Here is a 25,494-nt window from a genome sequence, read left to right on the forward strand (position 1 = left end):
TGGCTCTCTACTGGCTGGTGCGCACCATGTCCACGTGCGGAATGCCGGCGTCGAGGTACTCGTCGCTGACAATCTTGAAGCCTAGCCTTTCATAGAACGGCGTGGCGTGCACCTGAGCGGTGAGCATTTGCTGATGCAGGCCGCGCTTTTCCGCTTCGGCAATCACGGCTTGCATCAGTTTTTCGCCCACTTTCAGGCCGCGCCAGTCCTTGAGTACCGAAACGCGGCCGATATGCCCGTCGGGCAACAGGCGCGCGGTACCGACCGGATAATCGCCTTCCTCGACGAGAAAATGCACGGCGTCGGTATCTTCGGCGTCCCACTCCAGTTCCGGCGGTACCGATTGCTCGGCGACGAAAACGCTGTCGCGGATACGACGAAGCTCGGCATTGTCCTTATGCCAGTCCGCAACACGGACAGTGATCTCACTCATCGGCAAATCCCAGGCTGCCTTGCTTGACCAGTTCCCACAGCAGGGTACGCCCCTCGTCGTCGGCCAGCCAGGCGCCGAGGTTTTCCACATGCAGCGCATCGGCGCTGCAGATCAGCTTCAGCAGCTCGCGCAGGCGGGCCGAAACCAGGCGGCTCTGGCCGCTGGCGAACAGCACCAGATCTTCACCCACTTCCGACCAGGCCATGCGTGCGCTGGGGTTGCGGATAAGGATCGCGCCGTCTTCCAGGGCGCCGAGGAAGTCTTCTTCCTCGATTTCGATGCCGGCGACCAGCTCCGGGTATTTGGGCTCGGTCATGAACTGGCCGAACCAGGTCATCAGCAGGCGCTCATCGCTCATGTGCTCGTTGAGCAGGGTCTTGAGGCGCTCCAGGGCGTCGCGCTGAATCTGGTTGGGATCCTCGCTGGGCTGGATGTCGGCATCGCTGTAACGCTCTTCGTCGGGCAGGAACTGGCCGAGAAAATCGGTGAAATGGGTCAGTACTTCAGCGGCGCTTGGCGCGCGGAAGCCCACGGAATAGGTCATGCAATCATCCTCAGCGGTGCCACAGTGGGCGAGGCATGGCGGCAGGTAGAGCATGTCGCCAGGTGCCAGCACCCATTCATCGGTTGGTTCGAATTGGGCCAGGATCTTCAGATCGGCGTGGGGGAGCAGCGGGCTGTCGGCATCGCACATCTGGCCAATCTGCCAGCGGCGATGGCCATGAGCCTGCAGCAGGAATACGTCGTAGTTGTCGAAATGCGGGCCAACACCGCCACCGGGAGCGGCGAAGCTGATCATCAGGTCGTCGATGCGCCACTTGGGCAGGAACTTGAAGTCTTCCAGCAGTTCAGCCACTTCCGGGACGAACTGGTCGACGGCTTGCACCAGCAGCGTCCAGTCGCGCTCGGGCAGGTCCTGGAAGGTGTCTTCGTTGAACGGGCCGCGCTGCAGTTCCCAGGGGCGTTCGCCGTGCTCGATCACCAGGCGCGATTCGACTTCTTCTTCCAGGGCCAGGCCGGCCAGTTCGTCCGGGCTGATCGGGCTTTCGAAGTCAGTAATGGCCTGGTGCACCAGCAGCGGCTTCTTCTGCCAGTAGTCGCGCAGGAATTCACGGGCTGTGAGGCCACCCAGCAATTGCAGCGGAGTATCAGGATTCATCAGTAAGCCCTTGAAATAGATAAAAACCTTAAAACAAAAACGCCCGGCTCAGCCGGGCGTCCTCGAGGCTGGTGTCGCTCAGATGCGTTTGGCCTGGGCCACGGCGTTACCGATGTAGCGCGCCGGAGTCAGTTGCTTGAGCTCTTCCTTGGCGGCGGCTGGCATGTCCAGGCCGTCGATGAAGGCCAGCAGGGCTTCGGGGCTGATGCCCTTGCCGCGAGTCAGCTCCTTGAGCTTCTCGTACGGGTTCTCGATGGCATAGCGGCGCATCACGGTCTGGATCGGCTCGGCGAGCACTTCCCAGCAGGCGTCCAGGTCTTCAGCAATGCGTTGAGCATTGAGCTCCAACTTGCTGATTCCCTTGAGGCTTGCCTCGTAAGCGATGACGCTGTGAGCGAAGCCGACGCCCAGATTACGCAGCACGGTGGAGTCGGTCAGATCCCGCTGCCAGCGGGAGATCGGCAGCTTGCTGGCCAGGTGCTGGAAGATTGCGTTGGCGATACCCAGGTTACCTTCGGAGTTTTCGAAGTCGATCGGGTTGACCTTGTGCGGCATGGTCGAGGAGCCGATCTCGCCCGCCACGGTCTTCTGCTTGAAGTAGCCGAGGGAGATGTAGCCCCACACGTCGCGGTCGAAGTCGATCAGGATGGTATTGAAGCGGGCGATGGCATCGAACAGTTCGGCGATGTAGTCGTGCGGCTCGATCTGGGTGGTGTAGGGGTTCCAGCTCAGGCCCAGGTCACCTTCGATGAACTGGCGGGCGTTGGCTTCCCAGTCGATGCTCGGGTAGGCCGACAGGTGGGCGTTGTAGTTGCCCACGGCGCCGTTGATCTTGCCCAGCAGCGGCACGGCAGCGACCTGCGCGATCTGGCGCTCCAGGCGGTAGACGACGTTGGCCAGTTCCTTGCCCAGGGTGGTCGGCGAGGCCGGCTGGCCGTGGGTGCGCGACAGCATCGGTACGTCGGCGAATTTCACTGCGAGGTTACGGATGGCGTCGGCCAGTTGCTTCATCAGCGGCAGCAGCACGCTGTCACGGCCTTCACGCAGCATCAGGGCGTGGGACAGGTTGTTGATGTCCTCGCTGGTGCAGGCGAAGTGGATGAATTCGCTGACCTTGTCCAGTTCCGGCAGTTTGGCGGCCTGCTCCTTGAGCAGGTACTCCACGGCCTTGACGTCATGATTGGTGGTGCGCTCGATTTCCTTGACGCGCTCGGCGTGCTCGACGGCGAAATTCTCGGCCAGCTCGTTGAGCACGGCGTTGGCTTCGGCGGAGAAGGGCGCGACTTCCGGAATGCCCTCGTGGGCGGCCAGGCGCTGCAGCCAGCGCACTTCGACCAGTACGCGGCTACGGATCAGGCCGTATTCGCTGAAGATGGGGCGCAGGGCGCTGGTTTTGCCGGCGTAGCGGCCGTCGACGGGGGAAACCGCGGTGAGCGAGGAAAACTGCATGTAGGCGTTCTCGGGCTGTCGGGCTGAAAAGCCATCCTGGGTCACCGTGCATCGCGCCGGCTCCGATGGGGGGCTGGCGCTCGCTCAGTTGCCGGGACGGCCTCTGACGAAAAGGGCGCATATCATACATGAAAACCAACGTTTGGCCGCCTATGCCCTGCGCCTTGCGACCGATAACAGACTGGCGGCAAAGATCAGCGCCGCACCGAGCAGCGACAGGGTATCTGGCGTCTCGCGCCAGAGCAGCCAGGCGATGAGGCCGGCGAAGACGATGGCCAGGTAGGCGACGGGGCCGATCAACCCGGGCGGCGCCAGGCCGTAGGCACGCGACATGATGATCTGGCTGGCGGTGGCCAGCAGGCCGATGCCAAGCAGCCAGCCAAGCTGATGAGCGTCCAGCGGCTGCCAGCTCCAGGTCAGCGGGATGGCGGAAAATAGCGCGCTGAACAGCGAGAAATAGAACACGATGCGCGTGGCCGGCTCGCTGTCGCTCATTTCGCGGATGGAGACGAAGGCAAAGGCGGCCAGCAGGCTGGCTGCCAGGCCGATGAGTGCGGCTCCCTCGAAGAGCGCGGCACTGGGTTTGGCGACCAGCAGCACGCCGCACAGGCCGATCAGGCTGCTGACCAGCATGCGCCGGGTCAGCGGTTCCTTCAGCCATAAGTGTGCGATCAGCGGGGTGAATACCGGCGCCGAGTAGGTGAACAGCATGGCATCGGCCAGTGGCAGGTGGGCAATGGCGTAGAAGAAGCAGTACATCGCCGCCAGGCCATAAGTGGTGCGCCACAGGTGTGATTTCAGGCGCGACGTGCGCAAGGGGCGAACGCCACGCACCAGCAGCAAGGGTAGGAAGAACAGCACGCCGACCAGGTTGCGGAAGAACACCACCGACTCGTTGTTGACACTGGTGGATATCTCGCGGATGCCGACGCCGGTAAACGCGAACAGCAAAGCCGACAGCGCCAGCAGCAGGGCACCCTGGAGGGGTTTGACGCTGCGGCTGGCGGGTTCCATGGTCAGCTTCGCGTCAGCTCGTAGAGTTCTTTGAGCAACTTGCTGCGGCTGAACACCAGTTGCCAGCGATGGCCACCGAGCTGGCGCCACAGGCGCGCCGAGCGGATGCCGGCGAGCAGCAGGGCACGGATCTTCGCGGCATTGTTCGGCTGTTGCAGGAAGCGCATGTCGCCATGCACCTGAATGCGCTGGCGGAAGGTGCTGATGGTGTCCTGATACAGGCCGCCGCAGGCGGCGATGACGTTGTCATGGACCAGGCCGAAATGCTCGACCTGCTGCTGGATCTGGTCGAGGCGGCTGCCCATCACCTGCAGCATGTCGTCGCGCTTGTCCAGTTGCCGCTCCAGGCCGATCATCGCCAGCGAATAACGCAGTGGCTCGCGTTGCAGGGCCGAGGGGTTGCGCTCCAGTGAGCTGATCAGCGCGCGGTAGCCGTCACGCAGATTGAGGTCGTCGCCGCCGTATACATCCAGCGTGCTTTTCGGGTCGCGCACCAGCAGGCTGCCGAGCATGCAGCCCATCGAGGCTTCGCTGATCTGGCCGGTGCGGGCGATCTTGTCTGCCAACGAGGCGGCTTCGAAGACGGCGCCAAGTGCGACCAGTTGCTCCTGTGTCGGGCTCATTGGGCATCCTCGTACCAGGCCTCGGCGGTTTCGATAACACCACCACCCAGGCACACTTCACCGTCGTAGAACACCACCGACTGGCCGGGAGTGACGGCGCGCTGCGGCTCGTCGAACACGGCGCGGTAGCCGTTCTCGGTCTTCTCCAGGGTGCAGTGCTGGTCGCTCTGACGGTAGCGCACCTTGGCGCTCAGGCGCCGCGGGGCGCTCAGGTCCAACGGGTTGACCCAGTAGATGTCCGAGGCGAGCAGGGCGCGGGAGAACAGCCAGGGGTGTTCGTTGCCCTGACCGACGATCAGCACATTGCGCGTCAGGTCCTTGCGCAGCACGTACCAGGGATCATCGCTGGCGTCCTTGAGGCCGCCGATACCCAGCCCCTGGCGCTGGCCGATGGTGTGGTACATCAGGCCATGATGACGGCCGATGACCTGGCCTTCAGTGGTTTCGATGTCGCCCGGCTGAGCCGGCAGGTACTGCTTGAGAAAGTCGCTGAAGCGGCGTTCGCCAATGAAGCAGATGCCGGTCGAGTCCTTTTTCTTTGCGGTGGCCAGCTCGTATTTCTCGGCAATGGCGCGCACCTGTGGTTTTTCCAGTTCGCCGACCGGGAACAGGGTCTTGGCGATCTGCTCGCCGCCGACGGCGTGCAGGAAATAGCTCTGGTCCTTGTTCGGGTCCAGGCCCTTGAGCAGCTCGGTACGACCGTCGATGTCACGGCGACGCACGTAGTGACCGGTGGCGATCAGGTCGGCGCCGAGCGACAGGGCATAGTCGAGAAAGGCTTTGAACTTGATTTCACGGTTGCACAGGATGTCCGGGTTCGGCGTGCGTCCGGCCTTGTACTCGGCGAGGAAGTGCTCGAACACGTTGTCCCAGTACTCTGCCGCGAAATTGGCGGTGTGCAGCTTGATGCCGATGCGATCGCATACGGCCTGGGCGTCGGCCAGGTCATCCATGGCGGTGCAGTACTCGGTACCGTCGTCTTCGTCCCAGTTCTTCATGAACAGGCCTTCGACCTGGTAGCCCTGTTCCATCAGCAGCAGGGCGGAAACGGACGAGTCGACGCCGCCGGACATGCCGACGATCACGCGTTGGGTGCTAGGTGCTTGCATGGGAATCTGCGAGTGAAGCCTGAAAAGCCGTCGAGTTTACCAGAAAGCCGGGGTCCGTCGCCGGGATGAAAACCCGCGCGGCGTGGCAAGGCGTTTCCGGGTTGCCGATGGGTAGCGCTCAGTCACGTAGCAACTGAAGCGGCCCGCTGATGCCGGCCAGGTAGTCATCTACGCACTGCAACACCAACTCGCTACGCCAGCGCTCGGGTTGGGCGGCCAGCTCGTCGCGGGTCAGCCAGGTGATGCCACTGATATCGCTGTCCAGCTCGCGCTCCGGGTCGTGATGCACGGGACGGGCGATGAAGCAGACGCGCTGATAGGTCACGCCATTGCTCGGTGCGGTATAGAGATAGATGCCGAGCAGGGCGGTGAGCTCCACCTCCCAGCCGGTTTCCTCGAGCGTTTCGCGCAGCGCGGCTTCGCGCAGCGATTCATTGGCTTCCAGGTGTCCGGCCGGCTGGTTGAGCACCATGCGGCCGGCCTTGAGCTCTTCGACGAAGAGAAAGCGGCCCTGGTCTTCGATCACCGTGGCGACGGTGATGTGGGGTTGCCACTGCATGTGGGTTGCTCCAGAAAAACAATCATGTTGCAGGATTGTGTAGGCGCGGGCGCTGCTTGCGAAAGCGCCGCCCCCACAAACAACAACCCCGGCATAAAGCCGGGGTTGTTGTTGCACCTAGGCCTTATCAGGCATTGAGTGCGTTCAGAGCGGCGTTGAAGGTGGCGCTCGGGCGCATCACCTTGCTGGTCAGCTCAGGGTTGGAGCGGTAGTAGCCACCGATTTCCGCCGGCTTGCCTTGTACGGCAGCCAGTTCGCCAACGATGGTCGCTTCCTGCTCGGTCAATTGCTTGGCCAGCGGGGCGAAGTGAGCTTTCAGCTCGGCGTCGTCATTCTGCTCGGCCAGGGCTTGCGCCCAGTACATGGCCAGGTAGAAGTGGCTGCCGCGGTTGTCGATCTCGCCGACTTTGCGCGCCGGGGACTTGTTGTTGTCCAGCAGCTTGCCAGTGGCCTGGTCCAGGGTCTTGCCCAGCACCTTGGCCTTGGCGTTGTTGGTCTTGATGCCGGTTTCTTCCAGCGATACGGCCAGGGCCAGGAACTCGCCCAGGGAATCCCAGCGCAGGTAGTTCTCTTCGACCAGCTGTTGTACGTGCTTGGGAGCCGAGCCGCCGGCGCCAGTTTCGTACATGCCGCCGCCCGCCATCAGCGGAACGATGGACAGCATCTTGGCCGAGGTGCCCAGTTCCATGATCGGGAACAGGTCAGTCAGGTAGTCGCGCAGAACGTTGCCGGTCACCGAGATGGTGTCCTGGCCGCGAATCATGCGCTCCATGGATACGCGGATGGCTTCGTTGTAGCCCATCATGCGGATGTCCAGGCCGGTCAGGTCGTGGTCCTTGAGGTACAGCTCGACCTTCTTCTGCAGTTCGCGGTCGTGAGCGCGCTCAGGGTCCAGCCAGAAGATGGCCGGGGTTTCGGACTGACGGGCGCGGGTGACGGCCAGCTTGACCCAGTCGCGGATGGGGGCGTCTTTGGTCTGGCAGGCGCGCCAGATGTCACCGGCTTCGACTTCGTGCTGCATCAGCACGGTGCCGTCGGCTGCCACGACGCGCATGGTGCCGTCAGCGGTCATTTCGAAGGTCTTGTCGTGGGAGCCGTACTCTTCGGCTTTCTGCGCCATCAGGCCAACGTTCGGCACGGTGCCCATGGTGGTCGGGTCGAACGCGCCGTTGGTTTTGCAGAAGTTGATCATTTCCTGATAGATGCGAGCGTAGGTGCTCTCAGGCATGACGGCCTTGGTGTCTTTCTGCTTGCCGTCCTTGCCCCACATCTGACCGGAGTTGCGGATCATCGCCGGCATCGAGGCGTCGACGATGACGTCGCTCGGGATGTGCAGGTTGGTGATGCCCTTGACCGAGTCGACCATGGCCATTTCCGGGCGATGGGCGTAAACCTCGTGGATGTCGTGGAGGATTTCTTCCTGCTGCGAGGCCGGCAGCGACTTGATCTTGTCGTAGACGCTGCTGATGCCGTTGTTCGGGTTGACGCCCAGTTCCTTGAACAGCTCGCCGTACTTGTCGAACACGTCCTTGTAGTAAACGCTGACGGCGTGGCCGAAGACGATCGGGTGGGAGACCTTCATCATGGTCGCCTTGACGTGCAGGGACCACATCACGCCGGTGTCCTTGCAGTCCTGCAGGGTCTTCTCGAAGAAGGCACGCAGTTTGTTGCAGCTCATGAACATGCTGTCGAAGACTTCGCCTTCCTGCAGGGCGAGTTGCTTCTTGACTTCGACCTTGCCGTCCTTGCCGACGAACTCGATGCGCACGTCACCGGCCTTGGCCATGGTGATCGATTGCTCGCTGGAGAAGAAGTCGCCGCCGCGCATGTAGTCGGCGTGGGATTGGGAAGCCATGCTCCACTTGCCCATGCTGTGCGGGTGCTTGCGGGCGTAGGCCTTGACCGCGGCCGGGGCGCGACGGTCGGAGTTGCCTTCGCGCAGAACCGGGTTCACGGCGCTACCGAGGATCTTGGCGTAGCGGGCGCGAACTTCCTTGTCTTCTTCGCTCTGCGGGTCTTCCGGGAAGTTGGGGATGCCGTAGCCCTGAGCTTGCAGCTCGGCGATGGCGGCCTTGAGCTGAGGAACGGAAGCGCTGATGTTCGGCAGCTTGATGATGTTGGCATCGGCCTGCAGGGTCAGCTCGGCCAGTTTGGCCAAGTCGTCATCGATGCGCTTGTCAGCGTCGAGGCGGTCGGCAAAGCTTGCCAGGATCCGTCCAGCAAGAGAGATGTCGCGGGTTTCAACGGAGATGTCAGCCGAGGCGGCAAAGGCTTCCACGATGGGCAGAAGCGAATAAGTGGCAAGGGCCGGGGCTTCGTCGGTGAAGGTGTAGATGATCTTCGAAGGGGTGGACATTTAGCGTTAACTCTCTTCTTTGCTGAGCGCGCATAGAAACTCGACCTGCGCGTGTGGCGCGAACTCCAGGATGGTGGAGCCGGTCGAGGACTCGCCGCGGTGATGTTGGATGCACCCGTAGAGTGTCGAACGTTTCGAACCGACGGACGATGGTGTTTCACCGCCGGCTTCAAGAGGCTGCTATCCGGTTCCGGACAGGCCGCCCCTTATGACTCGTTAGTCACCTAAGCAGTATATCACTGCGACGCCTCGTCGCAGAATGCCCAGTTGAATAAGACCTTTGCACATGTGTCTGAGGTTGGAGGTTTGCGCTACTCTCGGGAGTGCACTGTCTAACCACAAGATGGAGTCCAGCAATGGGATACCAAAAGATCCAGGTGCCAGCCAGCGGTGACAAAATCACCGTCAATGCCGATATGTCGCTGAACGTTCCAGACAATCCGGTCATCCCGTTCATCGAGGGTGACGGTATCGGTGCCGATATCTCCCCGGTGATGATCAAGGTGGTCGATGCCGCGGTGGAGAAGGCCTATGGTGGCGCCCGCAAGATTTCCTGGATGGAGGTTTATGCCGGCGAGAAAGCCACCCAGGTTTACGATCAGGACACCTGGTTGCCGAAGGAAACCCTTGAGGCCGTGCGTGATTGCGTCGTCTCGATCAAGGGGCCGCTGACCACGCCCGTGGGTGGTGGCATCCGCTCGCTCAACGTGGCCCTGCGCCAGGAGCTCGACCTTTATGTGTGCCTGCGCCCGGTACGCTGGTTCGAAGGTGTGCCGAGCCCGGTGAAGAAGCCGGGTGACGTCGACATGGTGATCTTCCGCGAGAACTCCGAAGACATTTATGCGGGTGTCGAGTGGAAAGCTGGCAGCCCCGAGGCCGAGAAAGTCATCAAATTCCTCACCGAGGAAATGGGCGTCAAGAAGATTCGCTTCACGGACATGTGCGGTATTGGCATCAAGCCGGTTTCCGAGGCGGGCACCAAGCGTCTGGTACGCAAGGCGTTGCAGTACGCCGTGGACAATGACCGCAGCTCGGTGACCTTGGTCCATAAAGGCAACATCATGAAGTTCACCGAGGGTGCCTTCAAGGAGTGGGGGTACGAGATTGCTCGTGAGGAATTCGCGGCCGAGCTGCTCGATGGAGGCCCGTGGATGCAATTCAAGAATCCGCGCACTGGCAAGAATATCCTGGTCAAGGACGTGATCGCCGACGCCATGCTGCAGCAGATCCTGTTGCGCCCGGCCGAATATGACGTGATCGCCACGCTCAACCTCAATGGCGACTATCTGTCCGACGCCCTGGCAGCCGAAGTCGGTGGCATTGGCATCGCGCCCGGCGCCAACCTGTCCGACACCGTGGCAATGTTCGAGGCAACTCATGGTACGGCGCCGAAATACGCCGGTCAGGACAAGGTCAATCCAGGCTCGGTCATTCTCTCGGCGGAGATGATGCTGCGTCACATGGGGTGGGCCGAGGCTGCGGACCTGATCATCAAGGGCACCAACGGCGCTATTGCGGCCAAGACCGTGACCTATGACTTCGAGCGCTTGATGGAGGGGGCGAAGTTGCTGTCCTGCTCCGAATTCGGCGATGCGATGATCAGCCACATGTGATCAGTTGACCGATCGTCAGCATGAAAAAAAGGCCGGTCATATGACCGGCCTTTTCGTGGCGATTTGCCAGGATGCTCAGACTTCGACAGTGCTCGCGATGCTCTGCGCCTGGGGTACGGCCACTGGGGCGTCCTGATTGGCGGTAACCGCACTGATATTGACGGCATGCAGGCCTTTGGGGCCTTGCACGATCTCGAAGCGGACCGGCTGGCCGGCCTTGAGCGTTTTATAACCTTCCATCTGGATGGCCGAGTAGTGGGCGAACAGGTCCTCATCTCGGCCATCGGCCAGGATGAATCCATAGCCTTTGGCGTTGTTGAACCACTTGACCTTACCGCTGAGCATGCTGATATCCCTCTGCAAAGAACTCCATCTCTGGAGTATCATCCACTTCGATTCCACGCATTTACCGACCAGGCTGGGCGAAGGCGTGGAATCCCTGATACCCGCTTATGGGTATTCATTTGTTGTAACACCCTTTTGCCGTTAGTCAAGGCTATACGGCGGATGGCTGAGAACTCAGTCAAACTCCCTCTAGCATCCCCGTTCGCCCGGCCCTGAACCTCTGATTTCAGCATGCATGCAAGCAGCCAGATTCGACTAACATTCAATCAGGATCACCCGGCAGAGCATGAGGATGACTCCTCTGGTATTGCTGTTCAGGAATCCAAGCCAGCATTGCAGGCACCACCGATGTACAAGGTGGTCCTATTCAATGACGACTACACACCGATGGATTTCGTCGTCGAAGTGCTTGAAACGTTTTTCGGCATGAATCGGGAGCTGGCGACCAAGATCATGCTCGCCGTCCATACAGAGGGGCGTGCGGTGTGTGGTGTGTACACTCGCGATATTGCGGAGACCAAGGCGATGCAGGTCAATCAGTACGCGCGAGAAAGCCAGCATCCGCTACTCTGTGAAATAGAGAAGGACGGTTAACGCCGGCCACTTGGGTATGAGGTGAAGCTATGTTGAACCGAGAGCTCGAAGTCACCCTCAATCTGGCTTTCAAGGAGGCCCGTGCCAAGCGTCATGAATTCATGACGGTCGAGCACCTGCTGCTCGCCTTGCTAGATAACGAAGCGGCAGCCAGCGTTTTAAGGGCTTGTGGGGCCAATCTCGACAAGCTGCGCCATGATTTGCAGGAGTTCATTGACTCCACCACGCCACTGATTCCCCAGCACGATGAAGAGCGCGAAACCCAGCCGACGCTCGGTTTTCAGCGTGTTCTGCAGCGTGCGGTATTCCACGTACAGAGCTCCGGCAAGCGCGAAGTGACCGGCGCCAATGTGCTGGTCGCGATCTTCAGTGAGCAGGAAAGCCAGGCCGTGTTCCTGCTCAAGCAGCAGAGCGTGGCTCGCATCGATGTGGTCAATTACATCGCCCACGGTATCTCCAAGGTGCCGGGGCATGGCGATCAGCATGAAAGCGATCAGGATATGCAGGATGAGGAGGGCGGTGAGTCCTCTGCGTCCGGCAATCCGCTGGATGCCTACGCCAGCAACCTCAATGAACTGGCTCGTCAGGGGCGGATCGATCCGCTGGTCGGGCGTGAGCATGAAGTCGAGCGCGTTGCGCAGATTCTCGCCCGTCGGCGCAAGAACAACCCACTGTTGGTCGGTGAGGCCGGTGTCGGCAAGACCGCCATCGCCGAAGGCCTGGCCAAGCGCATCGTCGACGAGCAGGTGCCGGATCTGCTGGCCGACAGCGTGGTGTATTCGCTGGATCTCGGTGCGCTGCTGGCAGGCACCAAGTATCGCGGTGATTTCGAGAAGCGCCTCAAGGCGCTGCTCAACGAGCTGCGCAAGCGTCCCCATGCCATCCTCTTCATCGACGAGATCCACACCATCATCGGTGCTGGCGCCGCGTCGGGCGGGGTCATGGATGCTTCCAACCTGCTCAAGCCGATGCTGTCGTCTGGCGACATTCGCTGCATTGGCTCCACTACGTTCCAGGAATTCCGTGGCATCTTCGAGAAGGATCGCGCGCTGGCGCGACGCTTCCAGAAAGTCGACGTGGTCGAGCCCTCGGTAGAGGATACCGTTGGCATTCTCAAAGGGCTCAAGGCCCGCTTCGAGCAGCATCACCACATCGAGTACAGCGACGAGGCCCTGCGCGCAGCGGCTGAGCTGGCTGCGCGCTACATCAATGACCGGCACATGCCGGACAAGGCCATCGACGTGATAGACGAGGCGGGCGCCTACCAGCGCCTGCAACCGGAAGACAAGCGGGTGTCACGTATCGAGGTCGCCCAGGTCGAAGACATCGTCGCCAAGATCGCGCGTATTCCGCCGAAGCATGTTTCCAGTTCCGACAAGGAGCTGCTGCGCAACCTGGAGCGCGACCTGAAGCTCACCGTCTTCGGTCAGGACGCCGCCATCGACTCGCTCTCGACCGCAATCAAGCTGTCGCGTGCCGGTCTCAAGGCGCCGGACAAGCCGGTTGGTTCCTTCCTGTTCGCCGGCCCGACTGGCGTGGGCAAGACCGAGGCGGCGCGGCAACTGGCCAAGGCCATGGGTATCGAGCTGGTGCGTTTCGACATGTCCGAGTACATGGAGCGCCATACCGTTTCGCGTCTGATTGGTGCCCCGCCCGGTTATGTCGGTTTCGATCAGGGCGGCCTGCTGACCGAAGCAATCACCAAGCAACCGCATTGCGTGCTGTTGCTCGATGAAATCGAGAAGGCGCACCCGGAAGTCTTCAACCTGCTGCTGCAGGTGATGGACCACGGCACGCTGACCGACAACAACGGACGCAAGGCGGATTTCCGCAACGTGATCCTGATCATGACCACCAACGCCGGGGCGGAAACTGCCTCGCGCGCCTCGATCGGCTTCACTCAGCAGGATCACTCCACCGATGCCATGGAAGTCATCAAGAAGAGTTTCACGCCGGAGTTCCGCAACCGCCTGGATACCATTATCCAGTTCGGTCGCCTGACTCACGAAACCATCAAGAGCATCGTCGACAAGTTCCTCACCGAACTGCAGGCGCAGCTGGAAGACAAGCGTGTCACGCTGGAGGTCAGCGATGCGGCGCGCAGCTGGCTGGCCGAGCGTGGTTACGATGTAATGATGGGTGCACGGCCGATGGCGCGTTTGATCCAGGACAAGATCAAGCGTCCGCTGGCAGAGGAAATTCTCTTCGGCGAGCTGGCCGAGCATGGCGGCGTGGTGCATGTCGACATCGAGGATGGCGAGCCCAGCTTCGAATTCGAGACGGCGGCGGAGGTCGCCTGATCGGATGCTTCAGGCATCACTGAAGGCCCCGGTGGCTTTCAGTGAGCCAACGAAAACGCCCGGCTTATGCCGGGCGTTTTCGTTTGGTGCTTGGCTTAACGGGCGCGGTAGGTGATGCGGCCTTTGCTCAAGTCATAAGGTGTCAGCTCAACACGCACCTTGTCACCAGTGAGAATGCGGATGTAGTTCTTGCGCATCTTGCCGGAGATGTGCGCGGTAACGACGTGCCCGTTTTCCAACTCCACGCGGAACATGGTGTTGGGCAGGGTGTCGACGACAGTGCCTTCCATTTCGAAGCTGTCTTCTTTCGACATGCAGTAAAGCCCTCGGTATCCAGGAAATGGCCCGGTGCAACTGGCGCCAGGCAAAAGCGGCGTGCATTGTGCCCGAAAACAGGGTGCTGCGCCAAGGGTCTTGGATTGTCGAGCGTCTGGCCTGATGGCCGAGTGCCTAGGTAAGCCGTGTCCAGCGCTGATTGACGAAGAGTTCGATCGGACGGTACTGGGTCTTGTAGTTCATCTTGCGGCAGTTCTTGATCCAGTAGCCGAGATAGACAGCCTCCAGTCCCAGGCGCTCGGTTTCGCCGATTTGCCAGAGGATGGCGAAGCGACCGAGGCTGCGGCGCTCTTCGGCTGGGTCGTAGAAGGTGTAGACGGCCGAAAGGCCGTTGGGCAGAAGGTCGGTGACGGCGAGGGCGAGCAGCCTGCCTTGCAGGCGGAACTCATAGAAGCGTGAAAATGGCAGGTCCCGTACCAGGAAGGTCGAGAACTGGTCACGGCTCGGAGGGTACATGTCTCCGTCGGCGTGGCGCTGCTCGATGTAGCGCACGTAGAGCGCGTAGTACTCCTCGGTGAATGCCGGGCGTACGCAGCGCACGGCAATGTCTTCATTGCGTTTGAGAATGCGGCGCTGCTGGCGACTTGCCTTGAAGGGTGCTGCCGGGATGCGTGCTGGAATACAGGCGGTGCATTGCTGGCAGTGGGGGCGGTAGAGGTGATCGCCACTGCGGCGGAAGCCGAGTTCCGACAGTTCGGCATAGACCAGCACATCCATGGGCTGGCTGGGGTCGAGAAACAGGGTGGTGGCCTGCTCTTCCGGCAGATAGCTGCATGGATGGGGCTGAGTGGCGTAGAACTTCAGGCGGGCCAGCTCGGTCATGGCAGTGTCTCGCGAGAACCTGACTAAGAGTGTATGTCAGGGTTGGCCACTCGACTAGGCGAGCCAGTCTGCCGCGCTGGGCTGATCGAGATGACGCTGCAGGTATTCGGCGAATGTGGCACGCGCTATGGCTCTGGCGCCGAAGCTATGCAGGTGCTGTGTGGGCATCTGGCAGTCGATAAGCACGAAGCCCCATGCTCGCAGCTTGCCGACGAGGGTGGCAAAACCGACCTTCGAAGCGTTGTCTGCACGGCTGAACATGGATTCACCGAAGAACAGCTGGCCCATGGCCAGGCCATAAAGCCCGCCAACCAGCTCGTCCTCGTTCCAGACTTCCACGGAATGGGCGATGCCGCGTTGATGCAGTTGCAGGTAGGCGTCCTGCATGCCGCGGGTGATCCAGGTGCCATCGGCGTAAGCGCGTGGCTCGGCGCAGGCCTTTATCACGGCCGCAAAGTCCTGGTCGAAGGTGACGCGATAACGGTTTTGCCTGAGCAGTTTCGCCAGGCTGCGAGAAACGTGCAGTTCCTCGGGGAACAGCACCGTGCGCGGATCGGGTGACCACCAAAGAATCGGCTGGCCATCGTCGAACCAGGGGAAGCAGCCGTGGCGGTAGGCGCTGATCAAGCGATCGGCGCTCAGGTCGCCGCCGGCGGCGAGCAGGCCATTGGGTTCGCGCATGGCTTTCGCCAGGGGCGGGAACTGCAGTGAGTCACGTTGCAGCCAGGTCAGCATGTGCGCTAGTCCAGCGGAGGAGGGGAGGGCGAGCGATGGCACTCGCCCTTATGCCATCAATTGCCGTCGAGAAATTTCTCGACATCCAGCGCCGCCATGCAGCCTGCGCCAGCCGAGGTGATGGCCTGGCGATAGATGTGGTCGGCTACATCGCCAGCGGCGAAAACGCCTTCGATGCTGGTGGCGGTGGCATTGCCTTCGCTGCCGCCTTTGATCTTCAGGTAGCCGTCATGCATCTCCAGCTGGTCGACGAACAGCTCGGTGTTGGGCTTGTGGCCGATGGCGATGAATACGCCAGCCAGTGGCAGTTCCTGGGTGCTGCCATCGAGGGTGCTTTTCAGGCGCACGCCGGTCACGCCAGTCTGGTCGCCGAGTACTTCGTCCAGGGTGTGGTTCCAGTGCAGGCGCATGTTGCCGTTCTCGACCTTGTCGAACAGCTTGTCCTGCAGGATCTTCTCCGAGCGCAGTTTGTCGCGGCGGTGCACCAGGTGCACTTCCTTGGCGATATTCGACAGATACAGCGCTTCTTCCACGGCGGTATTGCCACCACCGATCACGGCCACCACCTGGTTGCGATAGAAAAAGCCGTCGCAGGTGGCACAGGCGGAAACACCCTTGCCGGAGAAGGCCTCTTCCGATGGCAGACCGAGGTACTGGGCGCTGGCGCCGGTCGCGATGATCAGTGCATCGCAGCTGTAAGTGCCGCTGTCGCCCTTGAGCACGAAGGGGCGGCTCTGCAACTCGGCGGTGTGGATGTGGTCGTAGATGATCTCGGTGTCGAAGCGCTCGGCGTGCTTTTGCATGCGCTCCATCAGGGCCGGGCCGGTGAGGCCTTCGACGTCACCCGGCCAGTTGTCCACTTCGGTGGTGGTGGTGAGCTGGCCGCCAGGCTGGATGCCGGTGATGACAACGGGTTTGAGGTTGGCGCGCGCGGCATAAACGGCGGCGCTGTAACCGGCAGGGCCGGAACCCAGGATGATCAGGCGGGAATGCTTGACTTCGCTCATAAAAAAACCCCATAAGCCTTTGTCACAAAAGAGAATGCGTGCTCCAATTGGGCCGCATGGAAGCTGCTGGCGGCTATGCTACACCGAAGCGGGGTGGGTGCGGGAGCTTGGCAATTGGCCTCGGCGTCAGGCTGGCCCTACAATAGGCCGCTTCGCGGTTAACCATCAGATGGACGCGCCAAGGGCGCAGGAAATGGCTGTTTTGAAGAATTCCACCACCCAGATCACCGACTGGCGTCAGAAGCTTCAGTATCGACTGAAGGAAGGCGCATTGATCGCCCTGGGCGCTATGTGCCTGTACCTGCTGATGGCACTGTTGACCTATAACGTCGCCGATCCGGCGTGGGACAACAGTGTGCAGGTCGAGCGCATCATCAACGCCGGCGGCAGCATTGGCGCCTGGCTCTCCAGTGCGCTGTTCGGTGCGCTGGGTTACTTCGCCTACATCTTCCCGCTTTTGTTGGCAGCCAAGACCTGGCAGGTATTTCGCACACGCAACGAGCCCTGGCACTGGAACGGCTGGCTGTTTTCCTGGCACAGCATCGGCCTGGTATTCCTGATTCTTTCCGGCGCTGCGCTGGGCGACATCCATTTCGCCGCCGCCTCCGGCATGCAGGGCTCGGGCGGAGGCATGCTTGGTGCCAGCCTGGGCGACCTGGCCGTGCACGCGCTGAACGTGCAGGGCAGCACGTTGGTGTTCCTGGCGCTGTTCCTGTTTGGTTTGACCGTTTTCACCGATCTGTCCTGGTTCCGCGTGATGGACCTGACGGGCAAGATCACCCTCGATCTGATCGAGCTGATTCACGGCGCCATCACCGGCTGGTGGAATGCACGCAGCGAGCGCAAGCAGATGAGGATTCAGCTGCGCGAACTGGATGATCGGGTGACCGAGGTGGCTGCGCCGGTGGTTTCCGACCGCCGTGAACAGGCCAAGGTGAAGGAGCGTCTGCTCGAGCGCGAAGAGTCGCTGAGCAAGCACATGAGTGAACGCGAGAAGCGTCCGGCCCCGGTCATCGCGCCGCCGCCGGTGGCCAAGGCGCCAGAGCCGAGCAAGCGCGTGCAGAAGGAAAAACAGGCGCCGCTGTTCGTCGACAGCGCGGTGGAGGGCACCTTGCCGCCGATTTCCCTGCTCGACCCGGCGGAAGCCAAGAAGGTCGAGTACTCGCCTGAGTCGCTCAAGGGCGTCGGCCACCTGCTGGAAATCAAGCTCAAGGAGTTCGGCGTCGAGGTTACGGTGGATTCGATCCATCCGGGCCCGGTGATCACGCGCTACGAAATCCAGCCAGCCGCCGGGGTCAAGGTCAGTCGCATCGCCAACCTGGCCAAGGATCTGGCGCGTTCGTTGGCCGTGACCAGCGTGCGGGTCGTGGAGGTGATTCCCGGCAAGACCACCGTCGGTATCGAGATTCCCAACGAGAATCGCCAGATCGTGCGTTTCTCCGAAGTGCTGTCGACGCCCGAGTATGACGATGCCAAGTCGCCGGTCACCCTGGCGCTGGGGCATGACATTGGCGGCAAGCCGGTTATCACCGATCTGGCCAAGATGCCGCACCTGCTGGTGGCCGGTACCACTGGTTCCGGTAAGTCGGTGGGCGTCAATGCGATGATTCTGTCGATTCTGTTCAAGTCGAGCCCGGAAGACGCCAAGCTGATCATGATCGACCCGAAAATGCTCGAGCTGTCGATCTACGAGGGCATCCCGCACCTGCTTTGCCCAGTGGTCACCGACATGAAGGAGGCGGCCAACGCCCTGCGTTGGAGCGTTGCCGAGATGGAGCGCCGCTACAAGCTGATGTCGAAGATGGGCGTGCGCAACCTGGCGGGCTTCAACCGCAAGGTCAAGGACGCCATCGAAGCTGGCGAGCCACTGGCTGACCCGCTGTTCCGTCGCGAAAGCATGGAAGACGAAGCTCCGCTGCTCAAGCCGCTGCCGACCATCGTGGTCGTGGTCGACGAATTCGCCGACATGATGATGATCGTCGGCAAGAAGGTCGAAGAGCTGATCGCGCGTATCGCCCAGAAGGCACGTGCGGCGGGCATTCACCTGATTCTCGCCACCCAGCGCCCTTCGGTGGACGTGATCACGGGCCTGATCAAGGCCAACATCCCGACCCGCATGGCGTTCCAGGTATCGAGCAAGATCGACTCGCGTACCATCATCGACCAGGGGGGAGCCGAGCAGCTACTTGGGCACGGTGACATGCTCTACATGCCGCCTGGCACCAGCTTGCCGATTCGTGTTCACGGTGCGTTCGTCTCGGATGATGAAGTGCATCGCGTGGTCGAAGCCTGGAAGCTGCGTGGCGCGCCGGATTACAACGAAGACATTCTTGCCGGTGTCGAGGAGAGCGGTAGCGGCTTCGAAGGCGGCGGTAGTGGTGAAGGCGGCGAGGGCAGCGAGGAAGATCCGCTGTACGACGAAGCCGTCAACTTCGTGCTGGAAAGCCGTCGCGCGTCGATTTCCGCCGTGCAGCGCAAGCTGAAGATCGGCTACAACCGCGCCGCGCGGATGATCGAAGCGATGGAAATGGCCGGCGTGGTCAGCTCGATGAATACCAACGGCTCACGCGAAGTGCTTGCGCCCGGTTCTTCTCGCGACTGAAGAGGTTGCGTCGCGGACAAAACGCTGAATTAGCGGTCTACAGAACTTCACGGCAACCAAGCGTTGCCGGGCAATGCGAGGTGCGGAGTCGCCTCGCCATTCTCATACGGACTCAAGGGGTTTATATGCGTGTTATTCGCCTGCTGATGCTGGCTGCTCTGAGCTTTACCCTGCTGACTGCCCAGGCTGATGAAGACGCGGCCACCAAGCGACTGAGCGAACTGCTCAGCCAGGCGCAGACCATCAGTGCGCGTTTTTCCCAGCTGACCCTCGATGCCAGCGGCACCCAGCTGCAGGAAACCGCAGGGGAGCTGCTGCTCAAACGCCCGGGCATGTTCCGCTGGCACACCGACCAGCCGATGGAGCAGCTGCTGGTGTCCAACGGTGAGAAAGTCTGGCTGTATGACCCGGATCTCGAGCAGGTCACCATTCAGACCCTCGACCAGCGTCTGACTCACACGCCGGCGCTGCTGTTGTCCGGAGATGTATCGCAGATTCGCGAGAACTTCGATATCGACTACAAGGAAGGCGGTAACGTGGTCGACTTCATTCTCAAGCCCAAGGCCAAGGACAGCCTGTTCGACAGCCTGCGCCTGTCGTTCCGTAACCGCGTGCTCAACGACATGCAGTTGATCGACAGCATTGGCCAGCGCACCAATATCCTGTTCCTCAATGTGAAGATGAACGAGCCGGTCGATAACGACCAGTTCACCTTCGACATTCCGGAAGGCGCGGACGTCATCCAGGAGTAACGCGTGGATCTGTTCGGCCGCCAACCCGTCGCGCAGCCCCTGGCTGCGCGTTTGCGTGCAACCAGCCTGGACGAGTACGTCGGGCAGGAGCATGTTCTCGGGCCAGGCAAGCCGCTGCGCGAGGCGCTGGAGCAGGGCGCTTTGCACTCGATGATCTTCTGGGGGCCGCCAGGCGTGGGCAAGACCACCCTGGCACGCTTGCTGGCCAAGGTCACCGACGCCCATTTCGAGACCATCTCCGCGGTGCTGTCCGGGGTCAAGGAGATCCGCCAGGCCGTCGAGGTGGCTCAGCAGCATGCGGCGCAATACGGCCGGCGCACGATTCTTTTCGTGGATGAGGTACACCGCTTCAACAAGAGCCAGCAGGACGCTTTTCTGCCCTATGTGGAAGACGGCACGCTGATCTTCATCGGTGCGACCACCGAGAATCCGTCGTTCGAACTGAACAACGCGCTGCTGTCGCGGGCGCGTGTCTACGTACTCAAAAGCCTCGACGAGGCGGCGATGCGCAAGCTGGTCAAGCGGGCGTTGAGCGACCCGAAAGGCCTGGGCGAGCGCCATCTGAGCCTGCCGGACGAGGCCTTTCAGATTCTTCTGGCCGCTGCCGACGGCGACGGCCGTCGCCTGCTCAACTTCCTCGAAAACGCCGCCGACCTGGCCGAGGACGATGGCGAGATCGACGTGGAACTGCTGCAGAACCTCTTGGGCGATAGCCGCCGGCGTTTCGACAAGGGTGGCGAAGCCTTCTACGATCAGATTTCCGCGCTGCACAAGTCGGTACGTGGCTCCAGCCCCGACGGCGCCCTTTACTGGTATGCGCGCATGCTTGACGGTGGCTGTGACCCGCTTTACATCGCTCGTCGTGTGGTGCGCATGGCCAGTGAGGACATCGGCAACGCCGATCCGCGCGCGTTGACGCTGTGCCTCAATGCCTGGGATGTACAGGAGCGCCTGGGCAGTCCGGAAGGCGAGTTGGCCGTGGCTCAAGCCATCGTTTATCTCGCCTGCGCACCGAAGAGCAATGCCGTATACACCGCGTTCAAGGCGGCCATGCGTGATGCTGCCGAGCAAGGCTCGCAGGAGGTGCCATTGCACCTGCGCAACGCCCCGACCAAGCTGATGAAGCAGCTCGGTTACGGCGATGAATACCGCTACGCCCATGACGAGCCCGATGCCTATGCTGCCGGCGAGGATTACTTCCCTGAAAATCTGCAGCCGCGCCAGTATTACGAGCCGGTACCGCGTGGCCTCGAGCTGAAGATCCGCGACAAGCTGCAGCACTTGCGCAACCTGGATGCCAGCAGCTCCAGGCAAAGGAGAAAGCCATGATTCGTGTAGCGCTTGCCGTCGCCCTGGGGGGCGCGGCTGGCTCTGTCATGCGTTTTCTGGTCGCCAGTTGGGTGGCCGGTAACTGGCCACGGCATTTCTACCTGGGCACCTTTGCGGTCAATGTCATCGGTTGCCTGCTGATTGGTCTGTTGTCAGGCCTGTTCCTGACCCGTACCGATCTGCCACTGGAGCTGCGTACCGGGCTGATTACCGGCGTACTGGGTGGCTTTACCACCTTTTCCTCCTTCAGCCTGGAAATCATGAAACTGATCGAAGGCGGTCGCGCGCCCGAGGCCCTCGGTTACCTGGCATTCAGTATCATTGGCGGGCTGCTGGCCGCCTGGGCCGGTCTGAGCCTGGCCCGATTGGCATCCTGACCCGCTAAAGCTTTACACTCGGCAACCCGCGTCACGCTGGTGGCCGCAACCTTTTTTCGCCGATGTATTGAGACCCGAACATGCTCGATTCCAAACTCGTCCGCACGCAACTCACCGAAATCGCCGAGCGCCTTGCCACCCGTGGCTTCGCTCTCGACGTCGCCCGCTTCGAGGCCCTGGAGAGTCAGCGCAAGTCGGTGCAGGTGCGCACCGAGCAACTGCAGGCCGAGCGCAACAGCCGCTCCAAGTCCATCGGCCAGGCCAAGGCGCGTGGCGAGGATATCGCACCGCTGCTGGCGGAAGTCGATCAGATGGGCAGCGATCTGGAGGCCGGCAAGCGTGAGCTGGACGCCATCCAGAACGAACTGGATAACCTGCTGCTGAACATTCCCAACCTGCCGCACGAATCCGTGCCGGTCGGCGCTGATGAGGACGGCAACGTCGAGGTGGCGCGCTGGGGCACGCCGCGCAGCTTCGATTTCGAGATCAAGGATCACGTCGCCCTCGGCGAGCAGCATGGCTGGCTGGATTTCGAGACCGCTGCCAAGCTCTCCGGCGCGCGTTTCGCCCTGCTGCGCGGGCCGATCGCTCGCCTGCATCGCGCCTTGGCGCAGTTCATGATCAACCTGCACACCGGCGAGCACGGTTACGAAGAAGCCTACACCCCCTACCTGGTGCAGGCGCCGGCCCTGCAGGGCACCGGCCAGCTACCGAAGTTCGAGGAAGACCTGTTCAAGATCGGCCGTGAAGACCAGGCCGACCTGTACCTGATCCCGACCGCCGAAGTGTCGCTGACCAATATCGTCGCAGGCGAAATTCTCGATGCCAAACAGCTGCCGCTGAAGTTCGTCGCCCACACGCCGTGCTTTCGCAGCGAGGCGGGCGCTTCCGGTCGCGATACGCGCGGCATGATCCGCCAGCACCAGTTCGACAAGGTCGAGATGGTGCAGATCGTCGAGCCATCCACCTCCTTCGAGGCTCTGGAAGGCATGACGGCCAACGCCGAGCGCGTCCTGCAATTGCTGGAACTGCCGTATCGCAAGCTGGCCCTGTGCACCGGTGACATGGGCTTCTCTGCGGTGAAGACCTACGACCTGGAGGTCTGGGTGCCGAGCCAGGACAAGTACCGCGAGATTTCTTCCTGCTCCAACTGCGGCGACTTCCAGGCGCGCCGCATGCAGGCACGCTACCGCAACCCGGAAACCAACAAGCCGGAGCTGCTGCACACGCTCAACGGCTCCGGTCTGGCGGTGGGTCGTACCCTGGTGGCGGTGCTGGAGAATTACCAGCAGGCTGACGGCAGCATTCGCGTGCCCGAAGTTCTGAAGCCCTATATGGGCGGCATCGAAGTGATCGGCTGATAGGCCATCACGACGCATAAAACGGGGCGCGGGCAACTGCCCCGTTTCAATGGGTGCGGGGTGCGACATGCGCACTCTGCGACCGACCTCTGATGAGGCTGATCTGATGCAATTCCTTCCGCTGTTCCACAAGCTGCAGGGTCGCCCGGTACTGGTGATCGGCGGTGGTGAGGTCGCGCTGCGCAAGGCGCGCCTGTTGAGCGATGCCGGTGCTCGTCTGCGCGTGGTCGCCCCGGAGATTCGCAGCGAGCTGCAGGCGCTGGCCGGCCCGGATGGCATCTTCCTGCGCGGCTATGCGAGCAGTGATTTGCAGGGCGTGGCGCTGGTCATCGCGGCGACTGACGACGTGCCGCTCAATGCGCAGATTTCCAGCGATGCCCAGGCGTTGGGCATCCCCGTCAACGTGGTGGACGCGCCGGCGCTGTGCAGCGTGATCTTCCCGGCCATCGTCGATCGCTCGCCGCTGATCGTCGCGGTCAGCAGCGGCGGCGATGCGCCGGTGCTGGCACGCCTGATCCGCGCCAAGATCGAGACCTGGATTCCGGCTACCTACGGCCAACTGGCCAACCTGGGCAAGCGTTTCCGGGAGCGGGTCAAGCAGCTGTTCCCCGACGTGCAGCAGCGCCGTGTGTTCTGGGAGGACGTCTTTCAGGGGCAGATCGCCGAGAGCGTATTTGCCGGCAAGCCGGAAGAGGCTGAGCGTCTGCTGGAGGCCCGTGTGGCCGGCGCTGCGCCGCGTGCGTTGGGTGAGGTGTATCTGGTCGGCGCCGGTCCGGGTGATCCTGATCTGCTGACTTTCCGGGCCCTGCGCCTGATGCAGCAAGCCGACGTGGTGCTCTATGACCGGTTGGTGGCGCCGGCCATCATCGAGCTGTGCCGTCGTGATGCCGAACGCATTTACGTCGGCAAGCGCCGTGCAGATCATGCGGTGCCGCAGGAGCAGATCAATCAGTTGCTGGTCGACCTGGCTCGCGAGGGCAAGCGTGTGCTGCGTCTGAAGGGTGGCGATCCATTTATCTTCGGCCGGGGTGGGGAGGAGATCGAGCAACTGGCCGCCGAGGATATTCCCTTCCAGGTCGTGCCAGGCATTACTGCCGCTTCCGGCTGTGCAGCCTACGCAGGTATCCCGCTGACCCATCGTGATCACGCGCAATCGGTGCGTTTTATCACCGGCCACCTCAAGGATGGCAGCAGCAACCTGCCGTGGCGGGATCTGGTCGCGCCCGGGCAAACCCTGGTGTTCTACATGGGGCTGGTGGGGTTGCCGGGGATCTGCGAGCAGTTGATTGCTCACGGCCGCTCGGGCGACACGCCAGCGGCACTGGTGCAGCAGGGCACGACGCAGAATCAGCGTGTCTTCACCGGCACCCTGGAGACGCTGCCGCAGCTGGTGGCCGAGCACGAAGTGCATGCACCGACCCTGGTGATCGTCGGCGAAGTGGTTACCCTGCGCGACAAGCTGGCCTGGTTCGAAGGCGCTCAGAACAGCATCTGACGGCCAGCGACTGAAGCCTCCTTGTCGAGGCTTCAGGCAGCAATGGCTGCCACTCTAGCGCTGGAACACGCCTTTACCCGGCAGGCGCTGGCGATCATGCGCGCGAGTGAAATCCTGCTGTGGCCCTTTGGGAATCACTCCCGTCGGGTTGATGGTGGCGTGGCTGGCGTAGTAGTGCGATTTGATATGGGTAAAGTCCACCGTCTCGGCGATGCCTGGCCATTGATAGAGCTCGCGCAGCCAGTTGGACAGGTTCGGGTAGTCCTCGATACGTCGCTGGTTGCATTTGAAATGCCCGTGATAGACGGCATCGAAGCGAATCAGCGTGGTGAACAGGCGAATGTCTGCCTCGGTCAGGTATTCGCCGGCCAGGTAGCGGTTTTCGCCCAGCAGGGTTTCCAGCTCATCGAGCATGGCGAACAGTTCGTCGAAGGCCTCTTCGTAGGCTTGCTGAGTGGTGGCGAAGCCGGCACGGTAAACGCCGTTGTTCACTGCCGGATAGATGCGCTCGTTCAGCTGGTCGATACGCTCGCGTAGCGGTTCGGGGTAGAAGTCCAGGCCGTTACCGGTGAGGTCGTCGAACGCGTTGTTGAGCATGCGGATGATTTCCGCCGATTCGTTGCTGACGATGCCGCCGGTCTGCTTGTCCCACAGCACGGGCACGGTGACGCGGCCGGTGTAATGGCGGTCATCGGCGGTATAGCGCTGATGCATGTAGCTCAGGCTGTCTAGGTGGTCACCGCTGGAGCCGAAGTCGCGGTCGAAGGTCCAGCCCTGTTCACGCATCAGCCAGCTCACCACCGATACATCAATCAGAGGTTCGAGCCCCTTGAGCGTGCGCAGGATCAGCGTGCGATGAGCCCAGGGGCAGGCCAGAGAAACGTAGAGATGGTAGCGCCCGGCCTCGGCCTTGAAGCCGCCATCGCCGCTTGGTCCAGCGCTGCCGTCGGCAGTCACCCAGTTACGACGTTGTGCGCTCTCGCGCTGGAAGCGGCCACTGTTGCCGGTGTCGTACCACTGGTCGTGCCAGCGTCCATCGATCAACAAGCCCATAACGCTTGCCTCCGTTTTGAATGAACCTGGAGTCTAGCGTTATGAACTCGATTGAAAGGTGGAAAATGCTG

General features: G+C 61.7%; 23 protein-coding genes. 9 read left to right on the plus strand and 14 right to left on the minus strand.

Features of this window, described 5'->3' with window-relative positions; all coding sequences use genetic code 11:
- Positions 1–7 precede the first annotated feature (7 nt).
- From PCLY_RS10765 to PCLY_RS10800, 8 genes are all read right to left on the minus strand, one after another.
- Positions 8–433: a GNAT family N-acetyltransferase gene (locus PCLY_RS10765; protein WP_061239293.1), complete on the minus strand. Its 426-nt coding sequence runs from the start codon at positions 431–433 to the stop codon at positions 8–10.
- Positions 426–1,592, minus strand: a complete 1,167-nt coding sequence (locus PCLY_RS10770; protein ID WP_061239294.1) for a ribosomal protein uL16 3-hydroxylase — start codon at positions 1,590–1,592, stop codon at positions 426–428. Before PCLY_RS10770 ends, PCLY_RS10765 begins: the two co-directional genes overlap by 8 nt.
- A gap of 78 nt (positions 1,593–1,670) precedes the next feature.
- Positions 1,671–3,041: an adenylosuccinate lyase gene (gene purB / locus PCLY_RS10775; RefSeq protein WP_061239295.1), complete on the minus strand. Its 1,371-nt coding sequence runs from the start codon at positions 3,039–3,041 to the stop codon at positions 1,671–1,673.
- Between the two features lie 150 nt (positions 3,042–3,191).
- Positions 3,192–4,055: a DMT family transporter gene (locus PCLY_RS10780; protein WP_061239296.1), complete on the minus strand. Its 864-nt coding sequence runs from the start codon at positions 4,053–4,055 to the stop codon at positions 3,192–3,194.
- 2 nt (positions 4,056–4,057) lie between these two features.
- The gene (hflD, locus tag PCLY_RS10785) at positions 4,058–4,678 is read right to left on the minus strand and encodes a high frequency lysogenization protein HflD (RefSeq protein ID WP_061239297.1); all 621 of its coding nucleotides are present in this window, start codon (positions 4,676–4,678) and stop codon (positions 4,058–4,060) included.
- Positions 4,675–5,787: a tRNA 2-thiouridine(34) synthase MnmA gene (mnmA, locus tag PCLY_RS10790; protein ID WP_061239298.1), complete on the minus strand. Its 1,113-nt coding sequence runs from the start codon at positions 5,785–5,787 to the stop codon at positions 4,675–4,677. The genes hflD and mnmA overlap by 4 nt, the downstream gene beginning before the upstream one ends.
- 118 nt (positions 5,788–5,905) lie before the next feature.
- Positions 5,906–6,346 carry an NUDIX hydrolase gene (locus tag PCLY_RS10795; RefSeq protein WP_061239299.1) on the minus strand — a complete coding sequence of 147 codons (441 nt, stop codon included), beginning with the start codon at positions 6,344–6,346 and terminating at the stop codon, positions 5,906–5,908.
- 127 nt (positions 6,347–6,473) lie between these two features.
- Positions 6,474–8,702, minus strand: coding sequence for an NADP-dependent isocitrate dehydrogenase (locus PCLY_RS10800; protein ID WP_061239300.1), 2,229 nt, complete (start codon positions 8,700–8,702; stop codon positions 6,474–6,476).
- A gap of 356 nt (positions 8,703–9,058) precedes the next feature.
- Here PCLY_RS10800 and icd point away from each other — a divergent pair, with 356 nt between their 5' ends.
- Positions 9,059–10,315: an NADP-dependent isocitrate dehydrogenase gene (gene icd, locus PCLY_RS10805; protein WP_061239301.1), complete on the plus strand. Its 1,257-nt coding sequence runs from the start codon at positions 9,059–9,061 to the stop codon at positions 10,313–10,315.
- Positions 10,316–10,390: 75 nt separating this feature from the next.
- Here the strand turns inward: icd and cspD are convergent, their stop codons facing one another.
- Positions 10,391–10,660 (minus strand): cold shock domain-containing protein CspD, encoded by a 270-nt coding sequence (cspD, locus tag PCLY_RS10810; RefSeq protein WP_061239302.1) that lies wholly within the window; start codon positions 10,658–10,660, stop codon positions 10,391–10,393.
- A 231-nt stretch (positions 10,661–10,891) separates the two neighbouring features.
- Between cspD and clpS the strand changes: the two genes are divergently transcribed.
- Positions 10,892–11,254: an ATP-dependent Clp protease adapter ClpS gene (clpS, locus tag PCLY_RS10815; protein WP_003460431.1), complete on the plus strand. Its 363-nt coding sequence runs from the start codon at positions 10,892–10,894 to the stop codon at positions 11,252–11,254.
- 29 nt (positions 11,255–11,283) lie between these two features.
- Positions 11,284–13,554, plus strand: coding sequence for an ATP-dependent Clp protease ATP-binding subunit ClpA (gene clpA / locus PCLY_RS10820; protein WP_061239303.1), 2,271 nt, complete (start codon positions 11,284–11,286; stop codon positions 13,552–13,554).
- 95 nt (positions 13,555–13,649) lie between these two features.
- Here the strand turns inward: clpA and infA are convergent, their stop codons facing one another.
- The 4 genes from infA to trxB all read right to left on the minus strand — a co-directional run bounded on the left by infA (position 13,650) and on the right by trxB (position 16,454).
- Entirely contained in the window at positions 13,650–13,868 is a 219-nt protein-coding gene (infA, locus tag PCLY_RS10825) for a translation initiation factor IF-1 (RefSeq protein ID WP_002553999.1), read from the minus strand.
- 136 nt (positions 13,869–14,004) lie between these two features.
- Complete coding sequence (locus PCLY_RS10830) at positions 14,005–14,712, minus strand: arginyltransferase (protein WP_061239304.1); 708 nt, start codon at positions 14,710–14,712, stop codon at positions 14,005–14,007.
- A 54-nt stretch (positions 14,713–14,766) separates the two neighbouring features.
- Positions 14,767–15,447 carry a leucyl/phenylalanyl-tRNA--protein transferase gene (aat, locus tag PCLY_RS10835; RefSeq protein WP_061239305.1) on the minus strand — a complete coding sequence of 227 codons (681 nt, stop codon included), beginning with the start codon at positions 15,445–15,447 and terminating at the stop codon, positions 14,767–14,769.
- Positions 15,448–15,503: 56 nt separating this feature from the next.
- On the minus strand, positions 15,504–16,454 hold the full coding sequence (gene trxB, locus PCLY_RS10840; protein WP_061239306.1) for a thioredoxin-disulfide reductase: 951 nt from the start codon (positions 16,452–16,454) through the stop codon (positions 15,504–15,506).
- A 193-nt stretch (positions 16,455–16,647) separates the two neighbouring features.
- Here trxB and PCLY_RS10845 point away from each other — a divergent pair, with 193 nt between their 5' ends.
- The 6 genes from PCLY_RS10845 to cysG all read left to right on the plus strand — a co-directional run bounded on the left by PCLY_RS10845 (position 16,648) and on the right by cysG (position 24,370).
- Complete coding sequence (locus PCLY_RS10845) at positions 16,648–19,056, plus strand: DNA translocase FtsK (RefSeq protein ID WP_394326851.1); 2,409 nt, start codon at positions 16,648–16,650, stop codon at positions 19,054–19,056.
- Positions 19,057–19,181: 125 nt separating this feature from the next.
- Positions 19,182–19,808 (plus strand): outer membrane lipoprotein periplasmic chaperone LolA, encoded by a 627-nt coding sequence (gene lolA, locus PCLY_RS10850; RefSeq protein ID WP_061239308.1) that lies wholly within the window; start codon positions 19,182–19,184, stop codon positions 19,806–19,808.
- 3 nt (positions 19,809–19,811) lie between these two features.
- On the plus strand, positions 19,812–21,137 hold the full coding sequence (locus PCLY_RS10855) for a replication-associated recombination protein A (RefSeq protein WP_061239309.1): 1,326 nt from the start codon (positions 19,812–19,814) through the stop codon (positions 21,135–21,137).
- Positions 21,134–21,514: a fluoride efflux transporter CrcB gene (gene crcB, locus PCLY_RS10860; protein ID WP_061239310.1), complete on the plus strand. Its 381-nt coding sequence runs from the start codon at positions 21,134–21,136 to the stop codon at positions 21,512–21,514. Before PCLY_RS10855 ends, crcB begins: the two co-directional genes overlap by 4 nt.
- Positions 21,515–21,594: 80 nt before the next feature.
- Positions 21,595–22,875, plus strand: a complete 1,281-nt coding sequence (gene serS, locus PCLY_RS10865; RefSeq protein WP_061239311.1) for a serine--tRNA ligase — start codon at positions 21,595–21,597, stop codon at positions 22,873–22,875.
- A 106-nt stretch (positions 22,876–22,981) separates the two neighbouring features.
- Positions 22,982–24,370, plus strand: coding sequence for a siroheme synthase CysG (gene cysG / locus PCLY_RS10870; RefSeq protein ID WP_061239312.1), 1,389 nt, complete (start codon positions 22,982–22,984; stop codon positions 24,368–24,370).
- Between the two features lie 54 nt (positions 24,371–24,424).
- Here cysG and PCLY_RS10875 read toward each other — a convergent pair whose 3' ends face one another.
- The gene (locus PCLY_RS10875; protein WP_061239313.1) at positions 24,425–25,423 is read right to left on the minus strand and encodes a glutathione S-transferase family protein; all 999 of its coding nucleotides are present in this window, start codon (positions 25,421–25,423) and stop codon (positions 24,425–24,427) included.
- Positions 25,424–25,494: the final 71 nt, after the last annotated feature.

This window comes from Ectopseudomonas composti, assembly GCF_001567565.1.
Lineage (GTDB): Bacteria > Pseudomonadota > Gammaproteobacteria > Pseudomonadales > Pseudomonadaceae > Aquipseudomonas > Aquipseudomonas composti_A.